This is a genomic window from Flexivirga oryzae, from assembly GCF_014190805.1.
Classification (GTDB): Bacteria; Actinomycetota; Actinomycetes; order Actinomycetales; family Dermatophilaceae; genus Flexivirga; species Flexivirga oryzae.
The window spans coordinates 89308-115104 of the sequence record NZ_JACHVQ010000005.1; the positions used below are offsets into that span (position 1 = coordinate 89308).

The following is a 25797-nucleotide window of genomic DNA, read 5'->3' on the forward strand; positions in this document are numbered from 1 at the left end:
GCAACCGGCGCCGGCCACCGTGCTGGTGGGACGGTCGACGTCGGCGTCGACCGGGTTCGTCCGAGGAGGCGCGCCATGCGAGCACGCGAGCCGGACCGCGCCGGGTTCGTCACCCGGGACGACGTCCATTGCTACTACGAGGCGTTCGGCGACGGCGAGCACGCGCTGGTCTTCCTCACCGACATCCTGGTGACCGGCCGGATGTGGAAGGCGCAGGTCGGCTACCTCGCCCGGCACTTCACCGTCGTGGTGGTCGACCCGCGCGGCAACGGCAGATCCGACAAGCCAACCGACGAGGCGGCGTATGCCGACACCGAGATGGTCGCGGACGTGGTCGCGGTGCTGGACGTGCTCGGCATCGACCGGGCGGTCGCGGTGGGTCTGTGCGAAAGCAGCTACTACGCGCTCGTGCTGGCAGCGACCCAGCCGGACCGGATCGAGGCGGTCGTGGCCATCGGCAGCAGCGTGCTGGACGGGACCCCGCGCCCGGACCGGGGCACGGACGTGTATGACGACCTGGCGTCGTGCTGGTACGCCCCGGACACCGGCCAGCAGGGCTGGGCGATGCTCAACCGCGAGATCTGGCTGCACGACTGGCCGCGGTGGCCGCAGTTCTTCTTCGGGCAGATCGTCAACGACCCGCACAGCACCAAGATCGTGGAGGACCTGACCGCGTGGGCGTGCGAGAGCACCGGGGCGGCACAGGTCGCGGCGGCCGAGCGGGATGACTACACGGTGAACACCCCGGACGAGATGGTGCAGGTGCTGGCGCCGCTGCGGTGCCCGGTGCTGTTCATCCACGGCACCCTCGACCTGTGCCAGTCGTTCGCCCGGGGCGCTCACCTGGCCCGCATGTTCGGAGGCGAGTTGCTCGCGCTCGGCGGCGCCGGTCACGTGCCGACCGGCCGGGATCCGGTCGCCGTCAACCACGCCATCGCCGACTTCGTCGCACGCGTCCACGACGGGTCCGCGGTGCCCCGGCGGGGTGGCCCGAGTCCCGTGCGGGCGCACCTGAACACCCGGCGGGACCCGGCGCCGCCGCTGGCGCAGGGGCGGCGGCTGGGCCGCGGCACGGCATACGGCGAGGGGGTGCCGCAAGCGGTGCTGCTGCCGGCCGCAGGCGCCGACGCGGACGCCTGGGCGGCCCAGCTGCCCGGCGTCGCTCGGCACCTGCCGCTGCTCGTGCTGGACACCGGTGTCGACCGGGTGGCAGAGGTCCGGGCGGCGCTGGAGGCGGCCGGGATCAGGGACTGCGTGGTCTTCGCCCCGCCCGGTGCCGGGCGGATCGCCAGCGCGCTCGCCGCCGACCGGGCCCGAGTCGCCGGAGTGGTGCTCGTCGACGCGCACCGTGCCCTGGCCGACCAGCCCGGGCTGCTGGAGTTCTTCGTGCAGCGGCTGCCGCGGGACCGTTGCGCGGCGTCGGTGGTGCGGGCCCTGGGCGACGCAGTTGCCGCGGACGTGGCCGGCCGTGCCGTGCTCGTCCGGGTCGTCGACACCCGCTCGGCGCGCACCGGCCGCGCCGACGCGGTCGTCACCGTCGAGGGCGGGACGGCCCCGGGCCGACCGCCGGCGTCCCGCCGCCGCAAGCGCCCGCGGGTCCTGTACCTGTCGTCACCCATCGGCCTCGGACACGTACGCCGCGACCTGGCCATCGCGGACGCGCTGCGCCGGCAGCGGCCGGGGCTGCAGGTGGACTGGCTGACACAGTCGCCGGTGACGGACTTCCTGGAGCGGGCGGGGGAGCGGGTGCACCCGGCCTCGGCCTGGCTGGCCAGCGAGTCCGGACACATCGACGCCGAAGCGGGGGAGCACGACCTGCACGCGTTCCGGGCGATCCGCCGGATGGACGAGATCCTGGTCAACAACTTCCACGTGTTCGACGACCTGGTGTCGGAGCGGGAGTACGACGCCTGGCTGGGCGACGAGGCGTGGGACCTGGACCACTTCCTGCACGAGAACCCGCGACGCAAGCGCGCACCGTTCGTCTGGTTGACCGACTTCGTCGGCTGGATCCCGATGCCGGACGGCGGCGAGCGGGAGGCGGCGCTGACCGCGGACTACAACGCCGAGATGCTGGAGCACGTCACCCGCTACCCGGACCTGCGTGACCTGTCGCTGTTCGTCGGCGACCCGGACGACGTGGTCGCGCGCGATTTCGGGCCCGGGCTGCCGGGCATCCGGGAGTGGACGCAGCAGCACTTCCGGTTCTGCGGCTATGTGATGGGTGAGCGCCTCTCACCGGACGAACGAGCCGGTTGGCGAACCCGGTTCGGGTATGCCGCGGACCAGTTGGTGTGCGTCGCCTCGGTCGGTGGCTCCGGTGTCGGCGAGGCACTGCTGCACCGCATCGTCGACGCCTACGAGACCTGTCGGTCGCGGCTGCCGTCCCTGCGGCTGGAGCTGGTCACCGGCCCGCGCATCGATCCGGGAACGTTCACCGTGCCGGCCGGGGTGACCGTCCACGGCTTTCTGCCCGACCTCGACCGCCGTCATGCAGTGTGCGACATCGCCCTCGTCCAGGGTGGCCTCTCGACGACCATGGAGTTGACCGCGGCGGGCCGTCCGTTCCTCTACTTCCCGCTGGGACACCATTTCGAGCAGCAGGTGCACGTGCGGCACCGGCTGGAGCGGCACCGGGCCGGCCGGGCGATGGATTACGCCACGGCCACCGCCGAGACGATCGCCGACGCGTTGGTGGGGGAGCTGAGCCGGCCGGTGGATTACCTTCCGGTGCCCGCCGACGGAGCGGAGCGTGCCGCGCGGCTGGTCGCCGGGATCCTCTGAGCAACCCGCTCGTGGATCGACCGCCAGGAGTGGGCCGTGGCCGCCAGCAGTGGCGCGACGACCCCGGCAGCCCGGTGCGGCTCGCCGCACGCCACCCACGCGCGAGCCAGGGCGTCATACACGTCCGCGCCGGGCACCCACGCCTGCCCGGCAGGGGCCCGGATGGCGGCCACCAGCCGGTCGGTCTCCTCGATCCGCTCCCCGGTCGCCGCCGCGTACGGCGCCAGGCAGCGCAACCGGTATGCCGACCCGACCTCGTCGCCGAGCGCCTCCAGTCCGGTGGCGCACAGCTCGGCCGCCTCGTCGGGCCGGCCGAGCTCCAGTAGCGCCGAGGCACAACAGCCCACCGCGGTGGCGTACCACCACGGATGGGATGGGTCCGCGGTCTCGAGGACCGCGCGGCGGGCGTCGGTGAGGGCCGCGTCGAGGTCGCCGGCCAGTCGCGCCAGCCAGCTGCGCTGCGCCAGGAAGAAGCCGGTGTAGGCGGCATACCCGGTCTCCCGGTTCACCGCGAGGGCCTCGTCCACCCGAGCCCGGGCGCCAGCCCAGTCCCCGGCGGCGGCGGGCACCAGGGCCGACTCCAGCAGCGCCCACTGCCGCAGCCACGGGACCCGGAGGCCGCCCAGCAGCGGGAGCAGTTCGGTGATGACCGGCGCGAGCGACTCGGCATCCGCGCAGTAGGCGTGCACGGTCTTCAACCCGTCCAGGGATCGCGCGAGGGTCTCGCGGGTGCCTCCGGACCGGGTCTCCGCGACGCCACGCCGGGCCAGGGTGAGGGCGTCGTCGAGCCGGAGCCGGCTGCACTCCAGGACCACCATGCGGGAGCGGAACAGCGTCACGGCGACCGGGTCGCCGAGTTCGGCCGCGCGCAGCAACCCCGTCCGGTTGTGCTGCAGCACCGCCTCGAGCGTGCGGTGCCGGGCCACCGAGATGTCGCCACCCAGCAGGAACTCCGCCCGCATCTGCAGGCGGGCGTCGCCGGTGGCCGTGATGACCGGCGCCGCAGCAGCCAGGTCGTCCTCGGCCGCGGCGAAGTCGGGGCGCGCCTCGTGCGCCCGAGCCCGCTCGAGCAGCACGTTGGCCACGAGCGCATCATCACCGGCGTGCGTGGCGTCGGTGAGGGCCGCCGTCAGCAGGGCGACCGCGTCGGCGACGGCGCCGTTGCGCCGGGCGGTCCGGCCGGCCTGCAGGTAGCCGGCCGCTGCGCGCTGTGGTTCTCCGGCCTCGTGCGCGTGGTGCGCCATCCGCTCGGGGCGGGCGGAGAGCAGACCGATGGCCCGGCGGTGGTGTGCGACCGCGAGCGGTTCGGGCAGGGTCCGGGCGACGGCCTCCTGCACCAGGTCGTTGACGAACTCGTACCGCGCTCCGGTGGGGACGAACAGTCCGGCCGCGACGAGTTGTTCGCAGGACTCGACCACGTCGGCCTCGGCACGGCCGAGCAGGGCCGCGAGGAGGGGAGGTTCGACGAGCGTCCCGAGCACCGAGGCGGCTGTCGCGGCCCGGGCAACGGTCGGGTCCAGGGGGCGCAGCTGTGCCCGGACGGCTGCGGTCAGGTCCTCGGGGGTGCCGTCGCTGCCCGATGCGAGGGCCCGGAGCACCGCGACCACGCTCAGCGGGTGACCGCGGGTGCGGGTCCGGATCTCCTCGGCGCGCGGTGCCTGACCCGACACGCGCACCAGTTCGTCGACGTCGTCGGCGGCGAGTGGACCGAGTGTGAGGTGTTCGGCGGCGGGCGGCAGTGGTGGGAGCGCCGCCGGGCCGTCGGTGCGTGCCGCGCCGAGCAGCAGCACCCGCGCCGCGCCGAGCCGATCGGCCAGGTGGACGAGCAGACCGGCGGTCGCCCGCGCTCCGTACTGGAGGTCGTCCAGCGCGAGCAGCACCGGTTGCTGGACCGAGAGGCTGGAAAGGACGCCGGCGACGGCGTCGAAGGCCTGCCGCCGGATCAGCTCGGGCGACGGGGCGTCGATGGCCCCGAGTTCGAAGAGTTCGGCGAGCTCCGGCAGGAGCCGGGCCCACGCCGGCAGGTGGGCGCCCAGCAGGTTGCGCAGCCGACCCGGCGGTTGGGACAGCAGGACGGGCCGGAGCACCTCGGCGAAAGGTTGGAGGAACAGGGAACGCTCCGAGGGACGACAGCGGCCGGTCAGGGTCAGGCCGCCGCCGGCGGCGGCAGTGTCGAGGGCCGCGGTCAGAAGCCGGGTCTTGCCGATCCCGGGAACGCCGCTGACCAGCACCAGCCGGGTGGCCCCCGTCTGTGCGGAAGTCCAGGCCGCGTCGATCCGGTCGAGTTCGGCACGTCGGCCGACCAGCGCCGGCCGGGTCGGTGGAGCCGGGCGTGCCGGTGCCGCCGGTTCGTCGTGGGTCCCACCCTGGAGCACCGCCAGCTGCAACCGGCGGGTCTCGTCGTCCGGGTCGCTGCCGAGCTCGGTCGTCAGCCGCGTCGTCAGCCGTCGGAGCTCGTCGAGGGCCTCGGCGCTGCGCCCCGCCGCGACCAGGAGCCGGACCAGGTCACGGTGCGCGCGTTCGTCATACGGATCGGCCAGCGTGGCGGCCCGGGCGCTGGGGAGGCCGTCGTCGGTCGCGCCGACCGCGGCCGCACAGGCGGCGTGCAGGTGTCGCGCCCGGCGGCACAGTTCCTCCGCCTCCCGCCGTGGGGCGTCCGCCCAGGGACCCACGCACTCGTCCGCGAGGGATCCGTCCCCGAGCAGGTCCAGTGCCCGGGCGGCACCGGCCAGGGCGAGTGTCGGCTCGCCTGCGGCGAATCGTCCTTCGGCGAGGAGGAGCAGTTCGGCCGCGGTGTCCACGTCGACCTCGACCGACCGCCCGAGCGTGTATGACGACAGGCCGGGTGTGATGACCGCGGGATCCAGGGTCCGGCGCAGCCGGCTGGCGAGGGTCGCGAGGTTGGCGGCCGGGTCCTGGGGTGGTCGGTCCTCCCACACGATCTCCGCGAGCCGGTCGGTGCTCACCGGCTGATGGTGGGTCAGTGCCAGCGCCGCAAGCAGCAGGCGGGCCTTGGGCGTGCCGAGTCGCGGGCCCGCGAAGTGCTGGTCCGGCGTCTGCACCGTGAGTTCGCCGCACACGGCGACCCCCACCACCACCGAACAAGTATCGCCCGCAGGAGTGCCGCGCCGCCACAACCGCGGTGGCGGCGGGTGCCGGGCGGGAGCGTCTCAATGCGAGACGTCCCGGGATGGCGGGGCCGGAGCGGTGCTAATTTGCAAGAGTAAAACTAGTAACAACTAAATTGAAGAGAGCAAAGGCATGTCCGAGATCATCCAAGGCCCGCAGAAGCTCGGTCCGCTGACCCCGCTGGTCGGTGAATGGGAGGGCGACGTCGGCGTCGACCTCTCGTACCACAACAAGGAGGACGAGACCTCCAAGACCAGCTACTTCGAGCAGGCTGTGTTCAAGCCGATCCCGATCCAGGAGAACGGCCGGCAGACGCTGTGGGGTCTCAACTACTCGATGACGGCGTGGCGGCACGGCGAGGAGGCGATGGATCCGTTCCACGACGAGATCGGGTTCCTGCTGTGGGACCGCGAGCGCCAGCTCGTGCTGCGCAACGTCGTCTTCGGACGCGGCATCGCCATACTCGCCGGCAGCAGCGCAGGGGCGCGTGACACCGAGCTGCGGTTCGACGCGTCGCCCGGTGCTGCCGACTTCGGGATCCTGCAGAACCCCTACCTGCTGGAGCGGGCCGAGATCACCGCCTTCAACAGCGTCTTCACCCTCAAGGACCCCGAGACGTTCAGCTACACCTCGGACCTGGTGCTCAAGCTCGCGCAGACCGGCGAGTCGATGCACCACACGGACGAGAACACCCTGAAGCTGGTCAAGCGCTACCACCCGGGCAGCCAGTTCAACTGATCCGGGGCCTTCGCGCGAGTGGGCGGCCGACGCCCGGTCATATGTCCCCCAAGGGTCGGCTCCGGCACGGCCGGGGCGCCGTTTCGCGGTCATAGGTCCCCCGGTGGGGACTCCGGTACGCGCGGGGCGCCGTTTCGCGGTCATAGGTCCCCCCGGTGGGGACTCCGGCACGGCCGGGGCGCCGTTTCCCGCTCATAGGTCCCCCCAGGGTCGGCTCCGGCTCGCGCGGGGCGCCGTTTCCCGGTCATAGGTCCCCCCAGGGTCGGCTCCGGCTCGCGCGGGGCGCCGTTTCCCGGTCATAGGTCCCCCCAGGGTCGGCTCCGGCTCGCGCGGGGCGCCGTTTCCCGGTCATAGGTCCCCCCCAGGGTCGACCCCGGCTCGCGCGGGGCGCCGCTTCCCGGTGATAGGTCCCCCGGGTGGGGACCCCGGTACGCGCCGAAACACCGCCGTGGCGGAACTCACTTTCCTCGATTTGGACCCTGTGGCGGTCTCTGGCAGACTGTTCAAGTTGCTTGACGTGCAGTGATCACGTGCGTCGCCATACGACTCGAAGCGATTCGAGGCGGGCGAGACGTGCAGCTGCCGCCCCGAAAGCGCCCCGTTCGCCGCCAGGCGAGCCTCGCGGGTGAGGTCGGGAAACGCGAGTTACAGGTGCGGGACCGATCGGTTTCGCCCGGCCACCCACGCCAGATATGTCGGCGTCGTGCTGCGGAGCACGCGCGACACACCCGAGCGCGGGGGTCGGAGGCGGAAGCAGGTTTCGCACCGACCAGACCTAAGTAAGTAGTAAGTACGGCGAGAGAGAGACACGGGCGAATGGCGGGACAAAAGATCCGCATCCGACTGAAGTCGTATGACCACGAGGTCATCGACAGCTCGGCGCGCAAGATTGTCGACACGGTCACTCGTGCCGGTGCAACGGTGGTCGGCCCCGTGCCGCTGCCGACGGAGAAGAACGTGTACTGCGTCATCCGGTCACCGCACAAGTACAAGGACAGCCGCGAGCACTTCGAGATGCGCACCCACAAGCGGCTCATCGACATTGTTGACCCGACGCCGAAGGCCGTCGACTCGCTGATGCGTCTCGACCTGCCGGCGGACGTCAACATCGAGATCAAGCTCTGATCAGGAGGGATGACTCGACATGACACACACCACTGAGCGTTCCGTGAAGGGCGTGCTGGGCGAGAAGCTCGGCATGACCCAGGTCTGGGACGAGAACGGCCGCCTGATCCCGGTCACCGTCGTGCAGGCCGGACCGTGCGTCGTCACGGCCGTCCGCGGCGACAACGAGGGCTACCACGCGGTGCAGATCGGCTACGGCGCGATCGACCCGCGCAAGGTCAACAAGCCGCTGACCGGTCACTTCGAGAAGGCCGGCGTGACCCCGCGCCGTCACCTCGCCGAGATCCGCACCGCTGACGCCGCCGAGTACGAGCTCGGCCAGGAAGTCACCGTGGAGACCTTCGAGGCCGGCCAGACCGTCGACGCCGTCGGCACCACCAAGGGCAAGGGCTTCGCCGGTGTCATGAAGCGCCACGGCTTCGCCGGCGTCAGCTCCTCGCACGGTGCGCACCGCAACCACCGCAAGCCGGGTTCGATCGGCGCCTGCGCCACCCCCGGCCGTGTCTTCAAGGGCGTGCGTATGGCGGGCCGCATGGGCGGCGAGCGCCAGACCACCCAGAACCTCACGATTCACGCGGTCGACACCGACAAGGGCCTGCTGCTGATCAAGGGCGCCGTCCCCGGCCCCCGCGGCGGCATCGTCCTGGTCAAGACGGCTGCGAAGTCGCCCGTCAAGGAGGCCTGAGCCAGATGACGACCGTTGACATCAAGAACGCCTCCGGCGCCGCGACCGGCACCGTCGAGCTGCCCGCCGACATCTTCGACGTGCAGACCAACGTGCCGCTGATCCACCAGGTCGTGGTGGCGCAGCTGGCCGCCGCACGCCAGGGCACCCACTCCACCAAGACCCGCGGCGAGGTCCGCGGCGGTGGCAAGAAGCCCTACCGCCAGAAGGGCACCGGCCGCGCCCGCCAGGGTTCGACCCGCGCCCCGCAGTTCGCCGGCGGTGGCACCGTGCACGGACCGAAGCCGCGCGACTACGCGCAGCGGACGCCCAAGAAGATGAAGGCCGCCGCCCTGCGCGGTGCGCTCTCCGACCGGGCCCGTCACGACCGCATCCACGTGCTGACCTCGGTGGTCGAGGGCGACAAGCCGTCGACCAGGGCCGCAGCAGCCGTGCTGGGTGAGCTGACCGAGCGCAAGAACCTCCTCGTGGTCCTGAACCGCGACGAGCAGACCGCGCTGCTGTCGGTGCGCAACCTGGCCGACGTGCACGTGCTGTTCGCCGACCAGCTCAACACCTACGACGTGCTGTGCGCGGACGACCTGGTCTTCACCCAGGCGGCGCTGGAGCGCTTCCTGGCCGGCCCGGCCGCCGCGACGAAGGCCGCCAAGGCCGCGTCGACCGAGGCCGCACCGGCCGCGACCGAGGCCGCCGACGGTGACTTCGGACCCGACTCGGCGGCACCGCTCGCCGACGGCGCGTCGCCCGACCCGGACACCTTCACGGTCAAGGGCAACAAGGACTCGATGAAGTACCACGTCGCCGGATCCCGTTGGTATGACGCCACGGTCGCCGAGGTGTGGTTCAAGACCGCCGAGGCCGCCGCTGCCGCCGGGTTCGCCCCGGCCGGTGGTGCCGCCGCGCAGCAGACCGACAAGGACAAGTGATTCTCGACATGACGCAACTGGGTAAGAACCCGCGCGACATCCTGATCGCGCCGGTCGTCTCGGAGAAGTCCTACGCCCTGCTCGACGAGGGCAAGTACACCTTCCTCGTCGACCCGCGGGCGAACAAGACCGAGATCAAGATCGCCGTCGAAGAGATCTTCGACGTGAAGGTCTCCTCGGTCCACACGATGAATCGGCAGGGCAAGACGCGTCGCACCCGTTTCGGTGTCGGCAAGCGCAAGGACACCAAGCGCGCCATCGTCTCGCTCAAGGAAGGCGCGATCGACATCTTCGGCGACCAGGCCTGAAGAGATCGCCCGTAGACAAAGACTCCTAAGGACAGACAATGGCTATCCGCAAGTACAAGCCGACGACGCCGGGCCGTCGTGGCTCGAGCGTGGCCGACTTCGCTGAGGTCACCCGCCGGGCGCCCGAGAAGTCGCTGGTGCGTCCGCTGCCGAAGACCGGTGGTCGCAACGCGTCGGGCCGCATCACGACCCGCCACATCGGTGGCGGTCACAAGCGTGCCTACCGGGTGATCGACTTCCGCCGCCTCGACAAGGACGGCATCCCCGCGAAGGTCGCGCACATCGAGTACGACCCCAACCGCACCGCTCGCATCGCGCTGCTGCACTACGCAGACGGTGAGAAGCGCTACATCATCGCGCCGAACCGCCTGAAGCAGGGCGACCAGGTCGAGAACGGCCCGAGCGCCGACATCAAGCCCGGCAACAACCTGCCGCTGCGCAACATCCCGACCGGTACGGTCGTCCACTGCATCGAGCTGCGGCCCGGTGGCGGTGCGAAGATCGCCCGTTCGGCCGGTGCGCGTGTGCAGCTGGTCGCCAAGGACGGCCCCTACGCCCAGCTGCGTATGCCGTCCGGCGAGATCCGCAACGTCGACGTCCGCTGCCGCGCGACCGTCGGCGAGGTGGGCAACGCCGAGCAGAGCAACATCAACTGGGGCAAGGCCGGCCGCATGCGCTGGAAGGGCAAGCGCCCGACCGTCCGCGGTGTCGCGATGAACCCGGTGGACCACCCGCACGGTGGTGGTGAGGGCAAGACCTCCGGTGGTCGTCACCCGGTCAGCCCGTGGGGTCAGGCCGAGGGCCGCACCCGTCGCCCGAAGAAGGAGAGCGACAAGCTCATCGTGCGTCGCCGTCGTACTGGAAAGAAGCGGTAAGAAATGCCCCGTTCACTGAAGAAGGGCCCCTTCGTCGACGACCACCTCCAGAAGAAGGTGGTCGCCCAGAACGAAGCCGGCACCAAGAACGTCATCAAGACCTGGTCCCGCCGGTCGATGATCACCCCGGACATGCTCGGCCACACGCTGGCCGTGCACGACGGCCGCAAGCACGTCCCGGTCTTCGTGACCGAGGCGATGGTCGGTCACAAGCTCGGTGAGTTCGCCCCGACTCGCACCTTCAAGGGTCACGAGAAGGACGACCGGAAGGGTCGCCGCCGCTGAGGCGGCGGGGTGAAGTCCCATGGCAACGAACACTGAAACGAACGAAGGATTCACTGTGGAAGCCAAGGCGCAGGCGCGGTTCGTCCGCGTGACGCCGACCAAGGCCCGCCGCGTTGTGGACCTGGTGCGTGGCAAGAACGCACAGGAGGCGATCAGCGTGCTCACCTTCGCGCCGCAGGGTGCGAGCGAGCCGGTGCTGAAGGTGCTCAACAGCGCCATCGCCAACGCCCGCCAGAAGGCGGACCAGGCGTCGGTGGCGTTCGACGAGCGGCTGCTCGTCGTGAGCGAGGCGTATGTCGACGAGGGCCCGACCATGAAGCGGTTCCGTCCGCGTGCACAGGGTCGCGCCAGCCGAATCCTCAAGCGCACGAGTCACATCACGCTGCATGTCGCACAGCCCGAGCGAAAGGACGGTGGCCGCTGATGGGTCAGAAGGTCAACCCGAACGGTTTCCGTCTCGGCATCACGACGGAGCACAAGAGCCGCTGGTTCGCCGACTCGGCCAAGCCGGGTCAGCGCTACCGCGACTACGTCAAGGAAGACGTCGCGATCCGCAACCTGATGTCGACCGGCATGGAGCGCGCCGGCATCAGCAAGGTCGAGATCGAGCGCACCCGTGACCGCGTGCGTGTCGACATCCACACCGCCCGCCCGGGCATCGTCATCGGTCGCCGCGGCGCCGAGGCCGACCGCCTGCGTGGTGCGCTGGAGAAGCTCACCGGCAAGCAGGTGCAGCTGAACATCCTCGAGGTCAAGAACCCCGAGACCGACGCTCAGCTGGTCGCCCAGGGCATCGCGGAGCAGCTGTCCGCCCGTGTGAACTTCCGTCGCGCGATGCGCAAGGGCATGCAGACGGCCGAGCGCGCCGGCGCCAAGGGCATCCGGGTGATGGTCTCCGGCCGGCTGAACGGCGCCGAGATGAGCCGCACCGAGTTCTACCGCGAGGGTCGGGTGCCGCTGCACACGCTGCGCGCGAACATCGACTACGGCTTCTACGAGGCCCGCACCACCTTCGGCCGCATCGGCGTGAAGGTCTGGATCTACAAGGGCGACCTCACCGCCAAGGAGCTGGCGCGCGAGCAGGCAGCGGCCCCGAGCCGCCCGGCGCGTGGCCGTCGTGACGACCGTCGCGGCGGTGGCCGCGGACGCCGTGACGGGGGCCCCCGCAGCACCGAGGCGCAGACAGAGGCACCGGTCGCCGCTGACGCAACCGCCGAGGCCCCCGCGGCCGAGGCGAGCAACCAGGGAGCTGAAGCCTGATGTTGATTCCCCGTCGTGTGAAGCACCGCAAGCAGCACCACCCCCGTCGCCGCGGTATGGCCAAGGGTGGCACCGCTGTGTCGTTCGGTGACTACGGCATCCAGGCACTGGAGCCGGCATACGTCACCAACCGGCAGATCGAGTCCGCTCGTATCGCCATGACCCGCTACATGAAGCGTGGCGGCAAGGTCTGGATCAACATCTACCCGGACCGCCCGCTCACCAAGAAGCCGGCCGAGACCCGCATGGGTTCCGGTAAGGGCTCGCCGGAGTGGTGGGTCGCCAACGTCAAGCCGGGCCGGATCATGTTCGAGCTGTCCGGTGTGTCCGAGGAAGTTGCACGCGAGGCCCTGCGCCTGGCGATGCACAAGCTGCCGATGAAGTGCCGCTTCGTCGCGCGTGAAGGTGGTGACCTCTGATGGCAGTGGGTTCGAAGGACCTGACCCCCGCGAAGCTGCGCGAGCTGGACGACCAGGCCCTCGCCGACGAGCTCGGCAAGGCCAAGCAGGAGCTGTTCAACCTGCGTTTCCAGTCGGCCACCGGCCAGCTGGAGAACAACTCGCGGCTGCGTGCGGTCCGCAAGGACATCGCCCGCATCTACACCGAGTTGCGCGAGCGTGAGCTCGGCATCGGTCGCACGCAGGAGAAGGCCGAAGCATGAGTGAAGAGATCGAAGGACAATCAGTGACCGAGGACCGTGCCGGCCAGGCTGCCGAGGGCGAGCGCAACTACCGCAAGACCCGTCAGGGCTACGTCGTCAGCGACAAGATGACCAAGACTGTGGTCGTCGAGGTCGAGGACCGCGTCAAGCACGCGCTCTACGGCAAGGTGCAGCGCAAGACCGCACGTGTCAAGGCGCACGACGAGCAGGAGTCCTGCGGCGTCGGCGACCGCGTCCTGATCATGGAGACCCGTCCGCTGTCGGCGCAGAAGCGCTGGCGTGTGGTCGAGATCCTGGAAAAGGCGAAGTAAGACGTGGCTGTATGTCGCTCACGACATACAGCAACCACCGCGGTGGCAACACCGCAACCAACATTGACCGTTCCGCAAGGCTCGCCGCGAGCGAGAACCAGTGAGACGACAGGAGAAGAAACGTGATCCAGCAGGAGTCGCGACTGCGCGTCGCCGACAACACCGGTGCCAAGGAGATCTTGTGCATCCGGGTTCTCGGCGGCTCGGGACGTCGCTACGCCGGCATCGGTGACACCATCGTGGCGACCGTCAAGGACGCCATCCCCGGCGGCAACGTCAAGAAGGGCGATGTGGTCAAGGCCGTTGTCGTGCGCACCCGCAAGGAGAAGCGCCGCCCGGACGGCAGCTACATCAAGTTCGACGAGAACGCTGCGGTCATCCTCAAGAGTGACGGTGACCCGCGCGGCACGCGCATCTTCGGCCCGGTGGGCCGCGAGCTGCGTGACAAGAAGTTCATGAAGATCATCTCGCTCGCGCCGGAGGTGCTGTAAGCCATGGCAGGCAAGCCGAAGATGAAGATCAAGAAGAACGACCTGGTCCAGGTCATTTCCGGCAAGGACAAGGGCCTGCAGGGCAAGGTCATCTCGGTCGACCCGGAGCGCCGCCGCGTGCTCGTCGAGGGTGTCAACCGGATCACCAAGCACGTCAAGGCCGGTCAGCCGGGTGGCGGTGCCGGTGGCATCGAGGTCACCGAGGCTCCGATCCACGTGAGCAACGTGATGATCGTGGACCCCGAGACCGGCAAGCCGACCCGCATCCGCATCCGTGAGGAGCAGGTGGAGCGCGACGGTCGCACCAAGACCGTCCGCACCCGCGTGTCGGTGAAGTCCGGAAAGGACCTCTGAGATGACCGCAACGACTACCGAGAAGGTCGCGCCCCGTCTCAAGGCGCGCTACCAGTCCGAGATCAAGGGTCAGCTGCAGGACGAGTTCACGTTCGCGAACGTCATGCAGGTGCCGACGGTGACCAAGGTCGTCGTCAACATGGGTGTCGGCGACGCCGCCCGTGACTCCAAGCTGATCGAGGGCGCCATCAAGGACCTCGCGGCGATCACCGGCCAGAAGCCGGCGGTCACCAAGGCCCGCAAGTCCATCGCGCAGTTCAAGCTGCGTGAGGGTATGCCGATCGGTGCGCACACCACGCTGCGCGGCGACCGCATGTGGGAGTTCCTGGACCGCCTGGTGTCGATCGCGCTGCCGCGCATCCGCGACTTCCGCGGCCTGTCGCCCAAGCAGTTCGACGGCAACGGCAACTACACCTTCGGTCTGACCGAGCAGTCGGTGTTCTACGAGATCGACCAGGACAAGATCGACCGGGTCCGCGGTATGGACATCACGGTCGTCACGACTGCGAGCAACGACGACGAGGGGCGGGCGCTGCTCAAGCACCTCGGATTCCCCTTCAAGGAGAACTGAGCATGGCCAAGAAAGCCCTGATCAACAAGGCCGAGAAGAAGCCGAAGTTCGCCGTGCGCGGATACACCCGCTGCCAGCGCTGCGGCCGCCCGCACTCGGTCTACCGCAAGTTCGGCCTGTGCCGGATCTGCCTGCGCGAGATGGCGCACCGCGGCGAACTGCCCGGCGTCACCAAGTCCAGCTGGTAGAGACGTATGACGCCGCGGCGTCATACCGACCAGTGCACCCAAGCAAAAACCACGTAACAACTACACCGAAGGTCCGCACCGGCTCCGGCCAGCAGAAACCACGGTGAGAAGGGCAAGTGCCCACGATGACCATGACCGACCCGATCGCGGACATGCTGACCCGCGTCCGGAACGCCAACTCGGCGCACCACGACTCGGCGACCATGCCGCACAGCAAGCTCAAGACGCACATCGCCGAGATCCTCCAGGCGGAGGGTTACATCGCCGGTTTCCGCGTCGAGGGCGAGGGTGTCGACAAGACACTCACGATCGACCTGAAGTACGGCCCCAACCGGGAGCGCTCCATCGCCGGCGTCCGCCGCGTGAGCAAGCCCGGTCTGCGGGTCTACGCCAAGTCCACCAACCTGCCGAAGGTTCTCGGTGGTCTGGGCGTTGCCATCCTGTCCACGTCGTCCGGTCTGCTGACTGACAAGCAGGCGGCGAGCAAGGGTGTTGGCGGGGAAGTCCTCGCCTACGTCTGGTGACCCGGAACAGTTAAGGAGAGAGACAGATGTCGCGTATCGGACGTCTTCCCGTTCCGGTGCCCAGCGGTGTCGAGGTGACCATCGACGGCCAGGCCGTTGCGGTCAAGGGCCCCAAGGGCCAGCTCGAGCTCACCGTGCCGGAGCCCATCACCGTCGCCAAGGGCGACGACGGTGCGATCAACGTGTCGCGCCCCAACGACGAGCGTGAGTCGCGGTCGCGTCACGGCCTGACCCGCAGCCTCATCAACAACATGGTCGTCGGCGTGACCGACGGCTTCACCAAGAAGCTGGAGATCCACGGCACGGGTTACCGCGTGACCGCCAAGGGTTCGGACCTGGAGTTCGCCCTCGGTTACAGCCACCCGATCGTCGTCAAGGCTCCGGCGGGTATCACCTTCGCGGTCGAGAACCCCACCCGGTTCTCGGTCAGCGGTGTCGACAAGCAGCAGGTCGGTGAGGTTGCCGCCAACATCCGCAAGCTGCGCAAGCCCGACCCCTACAAGGCGAAGGGTGTCCGCTACGAGGGCGAGCACATCCGCCGCAAGGTCGGAAAGGCTGGTAAGTAAGCCATGGCAAAGATTGTGAAGCGTTCCACGAGCAAGGCCGCGGCCCGCGCCCGTCGTCACTTCCGGCTGCGCAAGCGCCTCGCCGGCACGGCGGAGCGTCCCCGTCTGGTCGTCAACCGCTCCTCGCGTCACGTGTTCGTGCAGGTCGTCGACGACACCGTCGGCAAGACCGTCGCGTCCGCGTCGACCATGGAGGCGGACCTGCGGGCGCTCGACGGTGACAAGACCGCCAAGGCCCGCAAGGTCGGCGAGCTCGTCGCCGAGCGCGCCAAGGCGGCCGGTGTCGAGGCCGTGGTCTTCGACCGCGGCGGCAACAAGTACGCCGGTCGGGTCGCCGCCATCGCGGACGGCGCCCGTGAAGGCGGTCTGACACTGTGAGCAACTACACCAACGTCGAAATGAGGAAGCACTGATGCCTGGACCCCAGCGTCGAGGCGCTGCCGGCACCGGCAGCAGCTCGAACGACAACAACAACGACCGTCGCGACAACCGCCGCGGCAACGACCGCGGCGGGCGCCGTGGCGGTGACGACCGCAACCAGTACCTGGAGCGCGTCGTCACCATCAACCGCGTGGCCAAGGTCGTGCAGGGTGGTCGCCGGTTCAGCTTCACCGCGCTCGTGGTCGTCGGTGACGGCCAGGGCACCGTCGGTGTCGGCTACGGCAAGGCCAAGGAAGTCCCCTCCGCGATCGCCAAGGGCGTCGAGGAGGCGAAGAAGTCCTTCTTCCGCGTCCCGATGATCGGCGGCACCATTCCTCACCCGGTCCAGGGTGAGGCCGCCGCCGGTGTCGTGCTGCTGCGTCCGGCCAGCCCCGGTACCGGTGTCATCGCCGGTGGCCCGGTGCGCGCCGTGCTGGAGTGCGCGGGCATCCACGACGTGCTGTCCAAGTCGCTCGGCTCGGACAACGCGATCAACATCGTGCACGCGACCGTGACCGCGCTGAAGGAGCTGGAGCGTCCGGAGGCCGTCGCGGCCCGCCGTGGCCTGCCGCTCGACCAGGTCGCGCCGGCCGCCATGCAGCACGCGATGGCGGACGCCGCAGCGGCCGCCCAGGGTGAGAAGGCAGGTGCCTGATGGCGAACACGCTGGTTGTGACCCAGATCCGTTCGGAGATCGGTGGCAAGCCGAAGCACCGTGAGACCCTGCGGTCGCTCGGCCTGAAGCGGATCGGCCACACGGTCGAGAAGCCGGACAGCCCGGAGTTCCGCGGCATGGTTCGCGCGGTCGCCCACCTGGTGACCGTCGAGGAGAAGTGAAATGACTGAAGAGAAGACGCACGCACTGAAGGTGCACCACCTGCGTCCTGCTCCCGGTGCGAAGACCGCCAAGACCCGCGTGGGTCGCGGTGAGGGCTCCAAGGGCAAGACCGCCGGTCGCGGCACCAAGGGCACGAAGGCGCGCTACCAGGTGCGCGAGAGCTTCGAGGGTGGGCAGACGCCGCTGCACATGCGCCTGCCGAAGATGCGCGGTTTCAAGAACCCGTTCAAGGTGACCTACCAGGTCGTCAACCTCGACAAGATCTCGGCGCTGTTCCCGGACGGCGGCGACGTCACCGTCGAGGATCTGGTGGCCAAGGGCGCGGTCCGCAAGGGCCAGCCGGTCAAGGTGCTCGGCACCGGCGAGATCACCGTCACGGTGAACCTCACCGTGCAGAAGTTCTCCGCATCGGCCAAGGACAAGGTCGAGGCTGCGGGCGGCACGATCACGGCCGCCTGAGCGTGGCCACTCGCGTCTGAAACGCTCCGTGGGAACCACGAGACGACTCGTCTCGTTGTGCCCGCGGGGCGTTTCGCGCACCTGGGGCGCACCCACTTTGCTCCCCAACGGCTCGCTCCGCGAGTCGGCCAGGTAATCTCTGGCCAAGCCCAGCTGAAATCTCGGCCCTCCCGTCACAAGCGTGGAACGGCCGGCCCGAAGGTCTCCCCGCGTCGAGGGGAGCGCCCCGGGATTGTCACGGCCCGCCCCCGGTCACGGGGCGCGCCCAGGAGGACTCACGTTGCTCAACGTCATCGGCCGCGCGTTCCGCACGCCCGAGCTGCGTAACAAGATCTTGTTCACGCTGATGATCATCGCTGTCTTCCGGCTGGGCTCCCACATCCCCGCTCCGGGCATCGACTACAAGCAGGTGCAGCTGTGCCAGCAGGGTTCCGGCGGGCAGCAGTCGCTGCTCGGCCTGGCGAACCTGTTCTCCGGTGGCGCGCTGCTGCAGTTGTCGATCTTCGCGCTGGGGATCATGCCCTACATCACCGCGACGATCATCGTGCAGTTGCTGACCGTGGTGATCCCCAAGTTCGAGCAGCTGAAGAAGGAGGGCCAGTCCGGTCAGACCAAGATGACGCAGTACACGCGTTATCTGACGATCGGCCTGGCGATCCTGCAGTCCTCGACCCTGGTGACCGCGGTGCACAACAACCCGCAGTCGATCCTGGGCAATGGCCCGGCGTGCGGCAACATCATGACCGACGGCGCGACGCCGACCCTCGTCATCATGGTGCTCACCTTCACCGCCGGCACCGGCCTGATCATGTGGCTGGGCGAGCAGGTCACCGAGAAGGGCGTCGGCCAGGGCATGTCGCTGCTCATCCTGGTCTCGGTCGCGGCCCGGGTGCCGTCCGAGATCTGGTCGATCCGCCACCAGGGCTGGGGCAAGTTCTTCATGGTCGTGATCATGGGCCTGGTCATCCTGACCGTCGTGGTCTACGTCGAGAACTCCATCCGGCGGCTGCCGGTGCAGTACGCCAAGCGGATGATCGGCCGGCGCATGTATGGCGGCACGTCGACCTACATCCCGCTCAAGGTCAACATGGCCAACGTGATCCCGATCATCTTCGCCAGCTCGTTGCTGTCGCTGCCGGTGATGGTCGCGCAGTTCACCAACCCGCAGGGGACGACGCACCCGTCGGGCTGGTCGACGTGGGTCTTCAACAACCTCGGTAAGAGCGATCACCCGTCATACATGATCGTCTACACCGTCCTGAACCTCTTCTTCACGTTCTTCTACGTGTCCATCACCTACCAGCCCGACGAGGTCGCGGACGGCCTCAAGCAGTCGGGCTCGTTCATCCCGGGGGTGCGCGCCGGTCGCGCGACCGCGAAGTACATCAACTATGTGCTGACCCGGATCACGGTCGGTGGTGCGATCTACCTGGCGATCATCGCGCTGATCCCGCTGATCGCGCTCGCCCTGGTGGGGACCAACCAGAACTTCCCGTTCGGTGGCGCCTCCATCATCATCCTCGTAGGTGTCGGTCTCGATACCGTCAAGCAGGTCGATTCCAAGCTGCAGCAGCATCACTACGAAGGGTTCTTGAGATAATGCGCCTCATCATTCTGGGTCCGCCGGGAGCGGGTAAAGGCACGCAGGCCGAGCACATCTCGCAGCGGCGTGGCATCCCGCACATCTCCACCGGTGACATCTTCCGGGACAACATCCGCCGCGAGACCGAGCTGGGCAGCAAGGTCAAGAGCATCCTCGCCAGCGGTGGGTACGTGCCCGACGAGATCACCAACGAGATCGTCGCCGACCGGCTCGCCCAGGATGATGCGCAGGACGGCTTCCTGCTGGACGGCTATCCGCGCACGGTGGCGCAGGTCGAGGCGCTGGACACCCTGCTGGACGGCTGGGGTCACCCGTTGCAGGCCGTCATCGAGCTGCAGGTCGAGGAGCAGGAGCTGGTCAGCCGCATCCTGAAGCGTGCCGAGACCAGCGGCCGCAGCGACGACACCGAGGAGGTCATCCGGGAGCGGCTGCGCATCTACCGCGAGGAGACCGAGCCGCTGGTGCGGATCTACTCCGAGCGCAACCTGGTGATCGAGATCGACGGGGTGGGTGAGCTCGACGAGGTCACCGACCGGATCACCGCCGCACTGGACGCCCTGACACCGGCGTGATCTTCGGCCGGGAGAAGCTTCCGGCCAAGACGCCCGAGCAGATCCTGCTCATGCGCCGGGCCGGCCTCGTCGTGGGCGAATGCCTGCAGCTGCTGGCCGGGTCCGTCCGGGGCGGTACGACGACCGGCCGGCTCGACGCGCTCGCCGAGGAGTTCATCCGCGAGCGGGGTGGCACGCCCAGCTTCCTCGGGTATTACGGCTTCCCCGGCACGTTGTGCGTCTCGGTGAACGACGAGGTCGTCCACGGCATACCCGGCGACCGTGAGCTGCACGACGGTGACCTGGTGTCGATCGACTGCGGTGCCATCGTCGAGGGATGGCACGGCGACGCCGCCATCACCGTCGTGGTCGGCGGTGACGACGCGGCGCGGCCGGAGGACCTGCAACTGTCGGCGGCCACCCGGCGGGCGCTGTGGGCCGGCATCGCCGCGTTGCGGCCCGGCATCGGCATCTACGAACTCGGCGGCGTCATCGAGGACTCGGCGCGGGCGAGCGGGCGCGCCGACGGCCGCGACTACGGCATCCTGGACGGCTACACCGGGCACGGCATCGGCACCGAGATGCACATGGAGCCGACCGTCTACAACGAACGGGTGCGTCCGAAGGGGCCGCTCGTGCACGTCGGCGCAACCGTCGCCATCGAACCGATGCTGACCCTGGGCACCCACGAGTCACACGAACTCGACGACGAGTGGACGGTCGTCACCGAGGACGGTTCCCGGGCCGCCCACTGGGAGCACACCGTCGCCGTCACCGACGGTGGCCTGTGGGTGCTGACCGCCGTCGACGGCGGTGCGGCCGAGCTGAGCGCGCTGGGTGCGCCATACGCCCCGATCGGGTGACCGTCGATGCCCCCCTCGTCACCACGCACCCCCGGTAGCGGCGTCCGCAGCTCCCTGATCGCGGCGATCGTCGTCTTCTCCCTCGGGATCGCCGCCGGGCTGACCTACATCGTGCAGCACGGCACCACGACCGGGGCCGGGGGAGAGCAGCCGACGCTGCACACGGTGACCAGGACGGTCGGTCCGGGGCAGTCGACACCGGCTCCCACCGGGCAGTCGGCCTCGTCCACGACCACCTCGTCGGTCGCGCCGACACCGGGTGCGCCCTCGCCCACCCCGACCAGTGAGGCGGACGCGCTGCGCAAGCTCAACGAGTGGGCCGATGCCGACGCGGCGCGGACCCCACCGGACGGCAAATGGCAGGTCGTGCTCGGCTCGAAGTACGTCGGCATCGTGGACCCGCAGCAGCAGGCCGCGCCGTTCACTGCCCAGGACATCTGGGCGCAGTTCCAGGGCTACCGGCGGCAGTTCTCCGCGGAGGCCGACAAGTTCCGGGTGCTGCGCAGCTCCGACTACGGCAATCAGCAGCGCTTCGGCGGCCACGTCTACTGGGTGGCGATGCTGCTGTTCGACTTCGGCTCCGCGGCCGAGGCGAAGGGCTGGTGCCAGGACCGGTTCGGCAAGACCGGCAAGGCGCTGGAGGAGGACTGCATCCAGGCGCACTTCACCCCGCCCCGGGGCTGAGCGGAAGAACGGCGGGATCGCGCCGATTTGGGGCGCTCGCAGGTCGCGGGTAGACTGATCCTTCGGGTCTGGAGTGTCTGCATTCCTCGGCGCTCGGCCACCACCCTCCTGGTTCGGGGTTCGCCCCAAGCGAGTGTGATCGGTGTGTGTCCGAAACCGGTGCTGCGGGCGCGTCATACCCACGCAAATCAGGGGCATTCTCATCCGGAGACTGCCTCGCCGAGATTCAGTTAGGAAGGCATGGCCAAGAAGGACGGTGTCATCGAGATCGAGGGCACGATCGTCGAGGCCCTCCCGAACGCGATGTTCCGGGTGGAGCTGACCAATGGTCACAAGGTGCTCGCGCACATCTCCGGCAAGATGCGACAGCACTACATCCGGATCCTCCCCGAGGACCGCGTGGTGGTGGAGCTGAGCCCGTATGACCTGACCCGTGGTCGGATCGTCTTCCGGTACCGCTGATTCTTCGGCACGTTCGCACCCGTCGCCGCACCACGCGGCGACCTGACTTCGAGACAGTAGGCAGATGAAGGTCCAGCCGAGCGTCAAGAAGATCTGCGACAAGTGCAAGGTGATCCGCCGCAACGGCCGGGTCATGGTGATCTGCGAGAACGCTCGCCACAAGCAGCGTCAGGGCTGATCACCCGCACGACTCGCGTTCTTCGTCAGGACGCACACAGCACACAACTGAACACCTTTCGATTCGCGTGACCCACACCTCATGCCGCACGGCATGAATGTCACCCCGGGAGTAGAGGCCCGGGACCCAGCAATCCAGCCACTCCGGCTGACGCGGGAACGGCCACGCACCACACCTCTACGAGACAACAGGAGAAATGCCTGATGGCACGTTTGATCGGTGTCGACCTGCCGCGCGAGAAGCGCGTCGAGGTCGCACTCACCTACATCTTCGGCGTCGGTAAGACCCGCGCCGACGAGACGCTGGCCGCAACCGGCGTCAACCCGGACACCCGTGTCCGTGACCTCACCGAAGACGAAGTCGTCAAACTGCGCGACCACCTCGAGGGCAACTACCGCCTCGAAGGTGACCTGCGCCGTGAGATCGCCTCCGACATTCGCCGCAAGGTCGAGATCGGTTCCTACCAGGGCCTGCGCCACCGCCGGGGTCTCCCCGTGCACGGCCAGCGCACCAAGACCAACGCCCGCACCCGCAAGGGCCCGAAGCGCACGGTCGCCGGTAAGAAGAAGGCCAAGTAATCCCCTTTCGGGACACCCTCACACTTTTCGACTTTAGTTTTCAGGAGAATTCATGCCTCCCAAGAGCCGTCAGGCTTCCGGCGCCAAGAAGGTGCGCCGCAAGGAGAAGAAGAACGTCGCTGCGGGCCACGCCTACATCCGCAGCACCTTCAACAACACGATCGTCTCGATCACCGACCCGACCGGTGCGGTGATCTCGTGGGCGTCCGCCGGCCAGGTCGGCTTCAAGGGCTCGCGCAAGTCGACCCCGTATGCCGCGCAGATGGCCGCCGAGGCCGCCGCGCGTCGTGCGATGGACCACGGCATGCGCAAGGTCGACGTCTTCGTCAAGGGTCCGGGTTCGGGCCGCGAGACCGCCATCCGTTCGTTGGCCGCTGCCGGCCTGGAGGTCGGCACCATCGCCGACGTCACCCCGCAGCCGCACAACGGTGTCCGCCAGCCCAAGCGTCGTAGCTGAGCGACCAAGACCTTCTGAAGGAGATTTGACTCATGGCCCGTTACACCGGCCCGATCACCAAGAAGTCGCGTCGTCTCAAGACCGACCTCGTCGGTGGCGACAAGAACTTCGAGATGCGCCCCTTCCCGCCCGGCCAGCACGGCCGCGGCCGGGTGCAGGAGAAGGAATACCTCACCCAGCTGCAGGAGAAGCAGAAGGCTCGCTTCACCTACGGCGTCATGGAGAAGCAGTTCGTCCGCTACTACAAGGAAGCCGCGCGTCGTCCCGGCAAGACCGGCGAGAACCTGCTGGTCATCCTCGAGACGCGGCTGGACAGCGTCGTCTACCGCGCCGGCCTGGCCCGCACCCGCCGTGCGGCCCGCCAGATGGTGACCCACGGTCACTTCGAGGTCAACGGCAAGCGCGTCGACGTCCCGTCATACCGGGTCGAGCAGTACGACATCATCACCGTCCGCCAGCAGTCCCGGGAGAAGTTCCCGGTGCAGCTGGCCCGCGAGACCTTCGGTGACCGGCAGCCGCCGGCCTGGATGCACGTCGTCCCCGGCACGCTGCAGATCCTGATCCACTCGCTGCCGACGCGTGAGCAGATCGACATCGCGCTCACCGAGCAGCTCATCGTGGAGCTCTACTCCAAGAACTGAGCCACCTCGCCGACCGAGCAGCTCCTGGCTGCTCGGTCGGCGCTGTCGGCATACAACTCAATAACGCCAGGCGAATACAGAGTCGCCTGGCGGATTCACAGGGCCTCATATAGCGGTGGTCCTGAGGAAAGGAAAACAACCAGTGCTTATCGCACAGCGCCCCTCCCTGAGCGAAGAGGTCGTCTCCGACAACCGCTCGCGTTTCGTCATCGAGCCGCTGGAGCCGGGCTTCGGCTACACGCTCGGCAACTCCCTGCGCCGCACCCTGCTGTCCAGCATCCCGGGTGCCGCCGTGACCAGCCTGCGCATCGACGGTGTGCAGCACGAGTTCTCCACGATCCCCGGGGTCAAGGAGGACGTCACCGAGATCATCCTGAACGTCAAGGGCCTGGTCGTCTCCTCCGAGCACGACGAGCCGGTCGTCATGTACCTGCGCAAGCAGGGCCCGGGTGAGGTCACCGCCGCCGACATCGCGCCGCCGGCCGGTGTCGAGGTGCACAACCCCGAACTGCACATCGCGACGCTCAACGACAAGGGCAAGATCGAGATGGAGCTGACCGTCGAGCGCGGCCGCGGCTACGTCTCGGCGCAGCAGAACAAGTCCGCCGACCACGAGATCGGCCGCATCCCGGTCGACTCGATCTACTCACCCGTGCTCGCCGTGACCTACAAGGTCGAGGCGACCCGTGTCGAGCAGCGCACCGACTTCGACAAGCTGATCGTCGACGTGGAGACCAAGAACGCCATCGCCCCCCGCGACGCCATGGCCTCCGCCGGCAAGACCCTGGTCGAGCTGTTCGGCCTGGCCCGTGAGCTCAACGTCGAGGCCGAGGGCATCGACATGGGCCCGAGCCCGACCGACGCCGCCCTGGCGGCCGACCTCGCCCTGCCGATCGAGGACCTGGACCTGACCGTCCGCTCCTACAACTGCCTCAAGCGCGAGGGCATCCACACCGTGGGCGAGCTCGTCGGGCGCAGCGAGGCCGACCTGCTGGACATCCGCAACTTCGGTGCGAAGTCCATCGACGAGGTCAAGGACAAGCTGGTCGAGATGGGCCTGCAGCTCAAGGACAGCCCTCCCGGGTTCGACGCGAGCGCCATTGCGGACCGTTACGACGACGAGGACGGCGACGGCAGCTTCGCCGAAGACGAGCAGTACTGAGCACAGCCACTGAGATAGCTCCAGTCGCGTTGCAGGACAACGCGATTCGACATACCAAGGAGAAGTAATGCCTACCCCAACAAAGGGTCCCCGTCTCGGTGGCGGCCCCGCGCACGAGCGGCTGATCCTGGCCAACCTGGCGCAGGCACTGTTCGAGCACGACCGGATCACCACGACCGAGGCCAAGGCCAAGCGGCTGCGTCCGCTCGCCGAGCGGCTGGTCACCTTCGCCAAGCGCGGTGACCTGCACGCTCGTCGCCGGGTGATGACCGTCGTCCGCGACAAGGGTGTCGTGCACCGTCTCTTCACCGAGATCGCGCCCGACATGGCCGACCGGCAGGGTGGCTACACGCGCATCACCAAGATCGGTCCCCGCAAGGGTGACAACGCGCCGATGGCCGTGATCGAGCTCGTCCGCGAGCCGGTCAACGCCAAGCCGAAGCGCGCCGTCGTCGCCGAGGCCGAGGCCGCCACCCAGCGTGCGGCCAAGGACGAGGCAGCTGCCGAGGCTCCGGCCGAGCTGGCCGAAGGCGCCGAGCTGGCCGAAGGCGACGAGGTTGCCGAGGGCAAGTACGGCCCCGAGTCGGCAGCCCCGCTCGAGGACGGTGCGTCGCCCGACGCCGAGAAGTTCACCGTCAAGGGCAACGAGGACTCGATGAAGTACCACGTGGCAGGTTCGCGCTGGTACGACTCGACCGTCGCCGAGGTCTGGTTCACCACCGCCGAGGCTGCCGCTGCGGCGGGCTTCGAGCCGGCCGGTGGCGAGGCCGCGCAGGCGGGCGACGCCGACGAGGCGGACGACGCCGAGGAGTCCGAGGGCTCGTCGGAGGAGTGACCGCTCGTCGCGAGTGACGGCTCATCCGTCCGTTGACGGTGAGATCTCGCCGTCAACGGGTGGTAGACCGTCACTCACGGGACATCCGAAGGGCCCGGATCCGCAGTACGCGGATCCGGGCCTTCTGTCTGCCTGGATTCGCGGCGCGTGGGGCGAGGCCGGCGGCCTGTGGCGCGCCGGAGTCTCCCCAGTGTCGGGGTATGAGCGGGTATGCCGGTCCGGGGCGTGCCGGGGTCGCCCCTGGGGAGACGTATGAGCGGGTGTGCCGGTCCGGGGCGTGCCGGG

Annotated in this window: 35 protein-coding genes; 34 read left to right on the forward strand and 1 reads right to left on the reverse strand. The window is 68.8% G+C overall.

From position 1 onward, the window contains the following. Positions 1–75 precede the first annotated feature (75 nt). The gene (locus FHU39_RS21290; protein WP_183322758.1) at positions 76–2784 is read left to right on the forward strand and encodes an alpha/beta hydrolase; all 2709 of its coding nucleotides are present in this window, start codon (positions 76–78) and stop codon (positions 2782–2784) included. On the opposite strand, the gene FHU39_RS21295 is transcribed toward FHU39_RS21290, so the two are convergent. After that, positions 2721–5882 carry an AAA family ATPase gene (locus FHU39_RS21295; protein WP_183322759.1) on the reverse strand — a complete coding sequence of 1054 codons (3162 nt, stop codon included), beginning with the start codon at positions 5880–5882 and terminating at the stop codon, positions 2721–2723. The genes FHU39_RS21290 and FHU39_RS21295 overlap by 64 nt on opposite strands. A gap of 163 nt (positions 5883–6045) precedes the next feature. On the opposite strand from FHU39_RS21295, the gene FHU39_RS21300 reads away from it, so the two are divergent. The 33 genes from FHU39_RS21300 to rplQ all read left to right on the forward strand — a co-directional run bounded on the left by FHU39_RS21300 (position 6046) and on the right by rplQ (position 25512). Then, positions 6046–6651: a heme-binding beta-barrel domain-containing protein gene (locus tag FHU39_RS21300; protein ID WP_183322760.1), complete on the forward strand. Its 606-nt coding sequence runs from the start codon at positions 6046–6048 to the stop codon at positions 6649–6651. Between the two features lie 816 nt (positions 6652–7467). Then, a complete protein-coding gene (rpsJ, locus tag FHU39_RS21305) occupies positions 7468–7776 on the forward strand; it encodes a 30S ribosomal protein S10 (protein ID WP_114930053.1) in 309 nt (102 codons plus the stop codon). A gap of 19 nt (positions 7777–7795) precedes the next feature. Then, positions 7796–8461 carry a 50S ribosomal protein L3 gene (gene rplC, locus FHU39_RS21310; RefSeq protein ID WP_183322761.1) on the forward strand — a complete coding sequence of 222 codons (666 nt, stop codon included), beginning with the start codon at positions 7796–7798 and terminating at the stop codon, positions 8459–8461. 5 nt (positions 8462–8466) lie between these two features. Beyond that, on the forward strand, positions 8467–9387 hold the full coding sequence (rplD, locus tag FHU39_RS21315) for a 50S ribosomal protein L4, sunset domain variant (RefSeq protein ID WP_221185791.1): 921 nt from the start codon (positions 8467–8469) through the stop codon (positions 9385–9387). 8 nt (positions 9388–9395) lie between these two features. Next, positions 9396–9695, forward strand: coding sequence for a 50S ribosomal protein L23 (gene rplW / locus FHU39_RS21320; protein ID WP_183322762.1), 300 nt, complete (start codon positions 9396–9398; stop codon positions 9693–9695). 38 nt (positions 9696–9733) lie between these two features. Then, positions 9734–10570, forward strand: coding sequence for a 50S ribosomal protein L2 (gene rplB / locus FHU39_RS21325; protein WP_183322763.1), 837 nt, complete (start codon positions 9734–9736; stop codon positions 10568–10570). Positions 10571–10573: 3 nt separating this feature from the next. Beyond that, positions 10574–10855, forward strand: coding sequence for a 30S ribosomal protein S19 (gene rpsS, locus FHU39_RS21330; protein WP_183322764.1), 282 nt, complete (start codon positions 10574–10576; stop codon positions 10853–10855). A 55-nt stretch (positions 10856–10910) separates the two neighbouring features. After that, on the forward strand, positions 10911–11279 hold the full coding sequence (rplV, locus tag FHU39_RS21335) for a 50S ribosomal protein L22 (RefSeq protein ID WP_183322946.1): 369 nt from the start codon (positions 10911–10913) through the stop codon (positions 11277–11279). After that, positions 11279–12115 carry a 30S ribosomal protein S3 gene (rpsC, locus tag FHU39_RS21340; protein WP_183322765.1) on the forward strand — a complete coding sequence of 279 codons (837 nt, stop codon included), beginning with the start codon at positions 11279–11281 and terminating at the stop codon, positions 12113–12115. Before rplV ends, rpsC begins: the two co-directional genes overlap by 1 nt. Continuing rightward, positions 12115–12534, forward strand: a complete 420-nt coding sequence (gene rplP, locus FHU39_RS21345; protein WP_183322766.1) for a 50S ribosomal protein L16 — start codon at positions 12115–12117, stop codon at positions 12532–12534. Before rpsC ends, rplP begins: the two co-directional genes overlap by 1 nt. Beyond that, positions 12534–12776, forward strand: coding sequence for a 50S ribosomal protein L29 (gene rpmC, locus FHU39_RS21350; RefSeq protein ID WP_183322767.1), 243 nt, complete (start codon positions 12534–12536; stop codon positions 12774–12776). The genes rplP and rpmC overlap by 1 nt, the downstream gene beginning before the upstream one ends. After that, a complete protein-coding gene (gene rpsQ / locus FHU39_RS21355) occupies positions 12773–13087 on the forward strand; it encodes a 30S ribosomal protein S17 (protein ID WP_183322768.1) in 315 nt (104 codons plus the stop codon). The genes rpmC and rpsQ overlap by 4 nt, the downstream gene beginning before the upstream one ends. A gap of 122 nt (positions 13088–13209) precedes the next feature. Next, positions 13210–13578, forward strand: a complete 369-nt coding sequence (gene rplN, locus FHU39_RS21360) for a 50S ribosomal protein L14 (RefSeq protein WP_123271422.1) — start codon at positions 13210–13212, stop codon at positions 13576–13578. Between the two features lie 3 nt (positions 13579–13581). Then, positions 13582–13932 carry a 50S ribosomal protein L24 gene (rplX, locus tag FHU39_RS21365; RefSeq protein ID WP_221185793.1) on the forward strand — a complete coding sequence of 117 codons (351 nt, stop codon included), beginning with the start codon at positions 13582–13584 and terminating at the stop codon, positions 13930–13932. A 1-nt stretch (position 13933) separates the two neighbouring features. Then, positions 13934–14503, forward strand: coding sequence for a 50S ribosomal protein L5 (gene rplE / locus FHU39_RS21370; RefSeq protein ID WP_183322769.1), 570 nt, complete (start codon positions 13934–13936; stop codon positions 14501–14503). A gap of 2 nt (positions 14504–14505) precedes the next feature. Continuing rightward, on the forward strand, positions 14506–14691 hold the full coding sequence (locus FHU39_RS21375) for a type Z 30S ribosomal protein S14 (RefSeq protein ID WP_183322770.1): 186 nt from the start codon (positions 14506–14508) through the stop codon (positions 14689–14691). A 125-nt stretch (positions 14692–14816) separates the two neighbouring features. Next, entirely contained in the window at positions 14817–15215 is a 399-nt protein-coding gene (gene rpsH, locus FHU39_RS21380; protein WP_183322948.1) for a 30S ribosomal protein S8, read from the forward strand. A gap of 26 nt (positions 15216–15241) precedes the next feature. Then, positions 15242–15781 (forward strand): 50S ribosomal protein L6, encoded by a 540-nt coding sequence (rplF, locus tag FHU39_RS21385; protein ID WP_183322771.1) that lies wholly within the window; start codon positions 15242–15244, stop codon positions 15779–15781. Positions 15782–15784: 3 nt separating this feature from the next. Then, a complete protein-coding gene (gene rplR / locus FHU39_RS21390) occupies positions 15785–16159 on the forward strand; it encodes a 50S ribosomal protein L18 (RefSeq protein ID WP_183322772.1) in 375 nt (124 codons plus the stop codon). Between the two features lie 34 nt (positions 16160–16193). Beyond that, entirely contained in the window at positions 16194–16856 is a 663-nt protein-coding gene (rpsE, locus tag FHU39_RS21395; RefSeq protein WP_183322773.1) for a 30S ribosomal protein S5, read from the forward strand. Beyond that, positions 16856–17038 (forward strand): 50S ribosomal protein L30, encoded by a 183-nt coding sequence (rpmD, locus tag FHU39_RS21400; RefSeq protein ID WP_183322774.1) that lies wholly within the window; start codon positions 16856–16858, stop codon positions 17036–17038. The genes rpsE and rpmD overlap by 1 nt, the downstream gene beginning before the upstream one ends. Position 17039: 1 nt before the next feature. Further along, a complete protein-coding gene (gene rplO, locus FHU39_RS21405) occupies positions 17040–17498 on the forward strand; it encodes a 50S ribosomal protein L15 (protein ID WP_183322775.1) in 459 nt (152 codons plus the stop codon). A gap of 280 nt (positions 17499–17778) precedes the next feature. Continuing rightward, positions 17779–19098, forward strand: a complete 1320-nt coding sequence (gene secY, locus FHU39_RS21410) for a preprotein translocase subunit SecY (RefSeq protein WP_183322776.1) — start codon at positions 17779–17781, stop codon at positions 19096–19098. Beyond that, the gene (locus FHU39_RS21415) at positions 19098–19673 is read left to right on the forward strand and encodes an adenylate kinase (RefSeq protein ID WP_183322777.1); all 576 of its coding nucleotides are present in this window, start codon (positions 19098–19100) and stop codon (positions 19671–19673) included. The genes secY and FHU39_RS21415 overlap by 1 nt, the downstream gene beginning before the upstream one ends. Continuing rightward, positions 19673–20515: a type I methionyl aminopeptidase gene (map, locus tag FHU39_RS21420; RefSeq protein ID WP_183322949.1), complete on the forward strand. Its 843-nt coding sequence runs from the start codon at positions 19673–19675 to the stop codon at positions 20513–20515. Before FHU39_RS21415 ends, map begins: the two co-directional genes overlap by 1 nt. A gap of 6 nt (positions 20516–20521) precedes the next feature. After that, positions 20522–21199 carry a hypothetical protein gene (locus FHU39_RS21425; RefSeq protein ID WP_183322778.1) on the forward strand — a complete coding sequence of 226 codons (678 nt, stop codon included), beginning with the start codon at positions 20522–20524 and terminating at the stop codon, positions 21197–21199. A 240-nt stretch (positions 21200–21439) separates the two neighbouring features. After that, a complete protein-coding gene (gene infA, locus FHU39_RS21430; RefSeq protein WP_006946284.1) occupies positions 21440–21661 on the forward strand; it encodes a translation initiation factor IF-1 in 222 nt (73 codons plus the stop codon). Positions 21662–21725: 64 nt separating this feature from the next. After that, the gene (gene rpmJ, locus FHU39_RS21435) at positions 21726–21839 is read left to right on the forward strand and encodes a 50S ribosomal protein L36 (protein ID WP_019286332.1); all 114 of its coding nucleotides are present in this window, start codon (positions 21726–21728) and stop codon (positions 21837–21839) included. A gap of 203 nt (positions 21840–22042) precedes the next feature. Then, positions 22043–22417 (forward strand): 30S ribosomal protein S13, encoded by a 375-nt coding sequence (gene rpsM / locus FHU39_RS21440; RefSeq protein WP_183322779.1) that lies wholly within the window; start codon positions 22043–22045, stop codon positions 22415–22417. A gap of 52 nt (positions 22418–22469) precedes the next feature. Continuing rightward, a complete protein-coding gene (gene rpsK, locus FHU39_RS21445) occupies positions 22470–22874 on the forward strand; it encodes a 30S ribosomal protein S11 (protein WP_183322780.1) in 405 nt (134 codons plus the stop codon). A 32-nt stretch (positions 22875–22906) separates the two neighbouring features. Next, entirely contained in the window at positions 22907–23515 is a 609-nt protein-coding gene (gene rpsD, locus FHU39_RS21450) for a 30S ribosomal protein S4 (RefSeq protein WP_183322781.1), read from the forward strand. A gap of 142 nt (positions 23516–23657) precedes the next feature. Continuing rightward, on the forward strand, positions 23658–24677 hold the full coding sequence (locus tag FHU39_RS21455; RefSeq protein WP_183322782.1) for a DNA-directed RNA polymerase subunit alpha: 1020 nt from the start codon (positions 23658–23660) through the stop codon (positions 24675–24677). A 67-nt stretch (positions 24678–24744) separates the two neighbouring features. Then, entirely contained in the window at positions 24745–25512 is a 768-nt protein-coding gene (rplQ, locus tag FHU39_RS21460) for a 50S ribosomal protein L17, sunset domain variant (protein WP_183322783.1), read from the forward strand. Positions 25513–25797 lie beyond the last annotated feature (285 nt).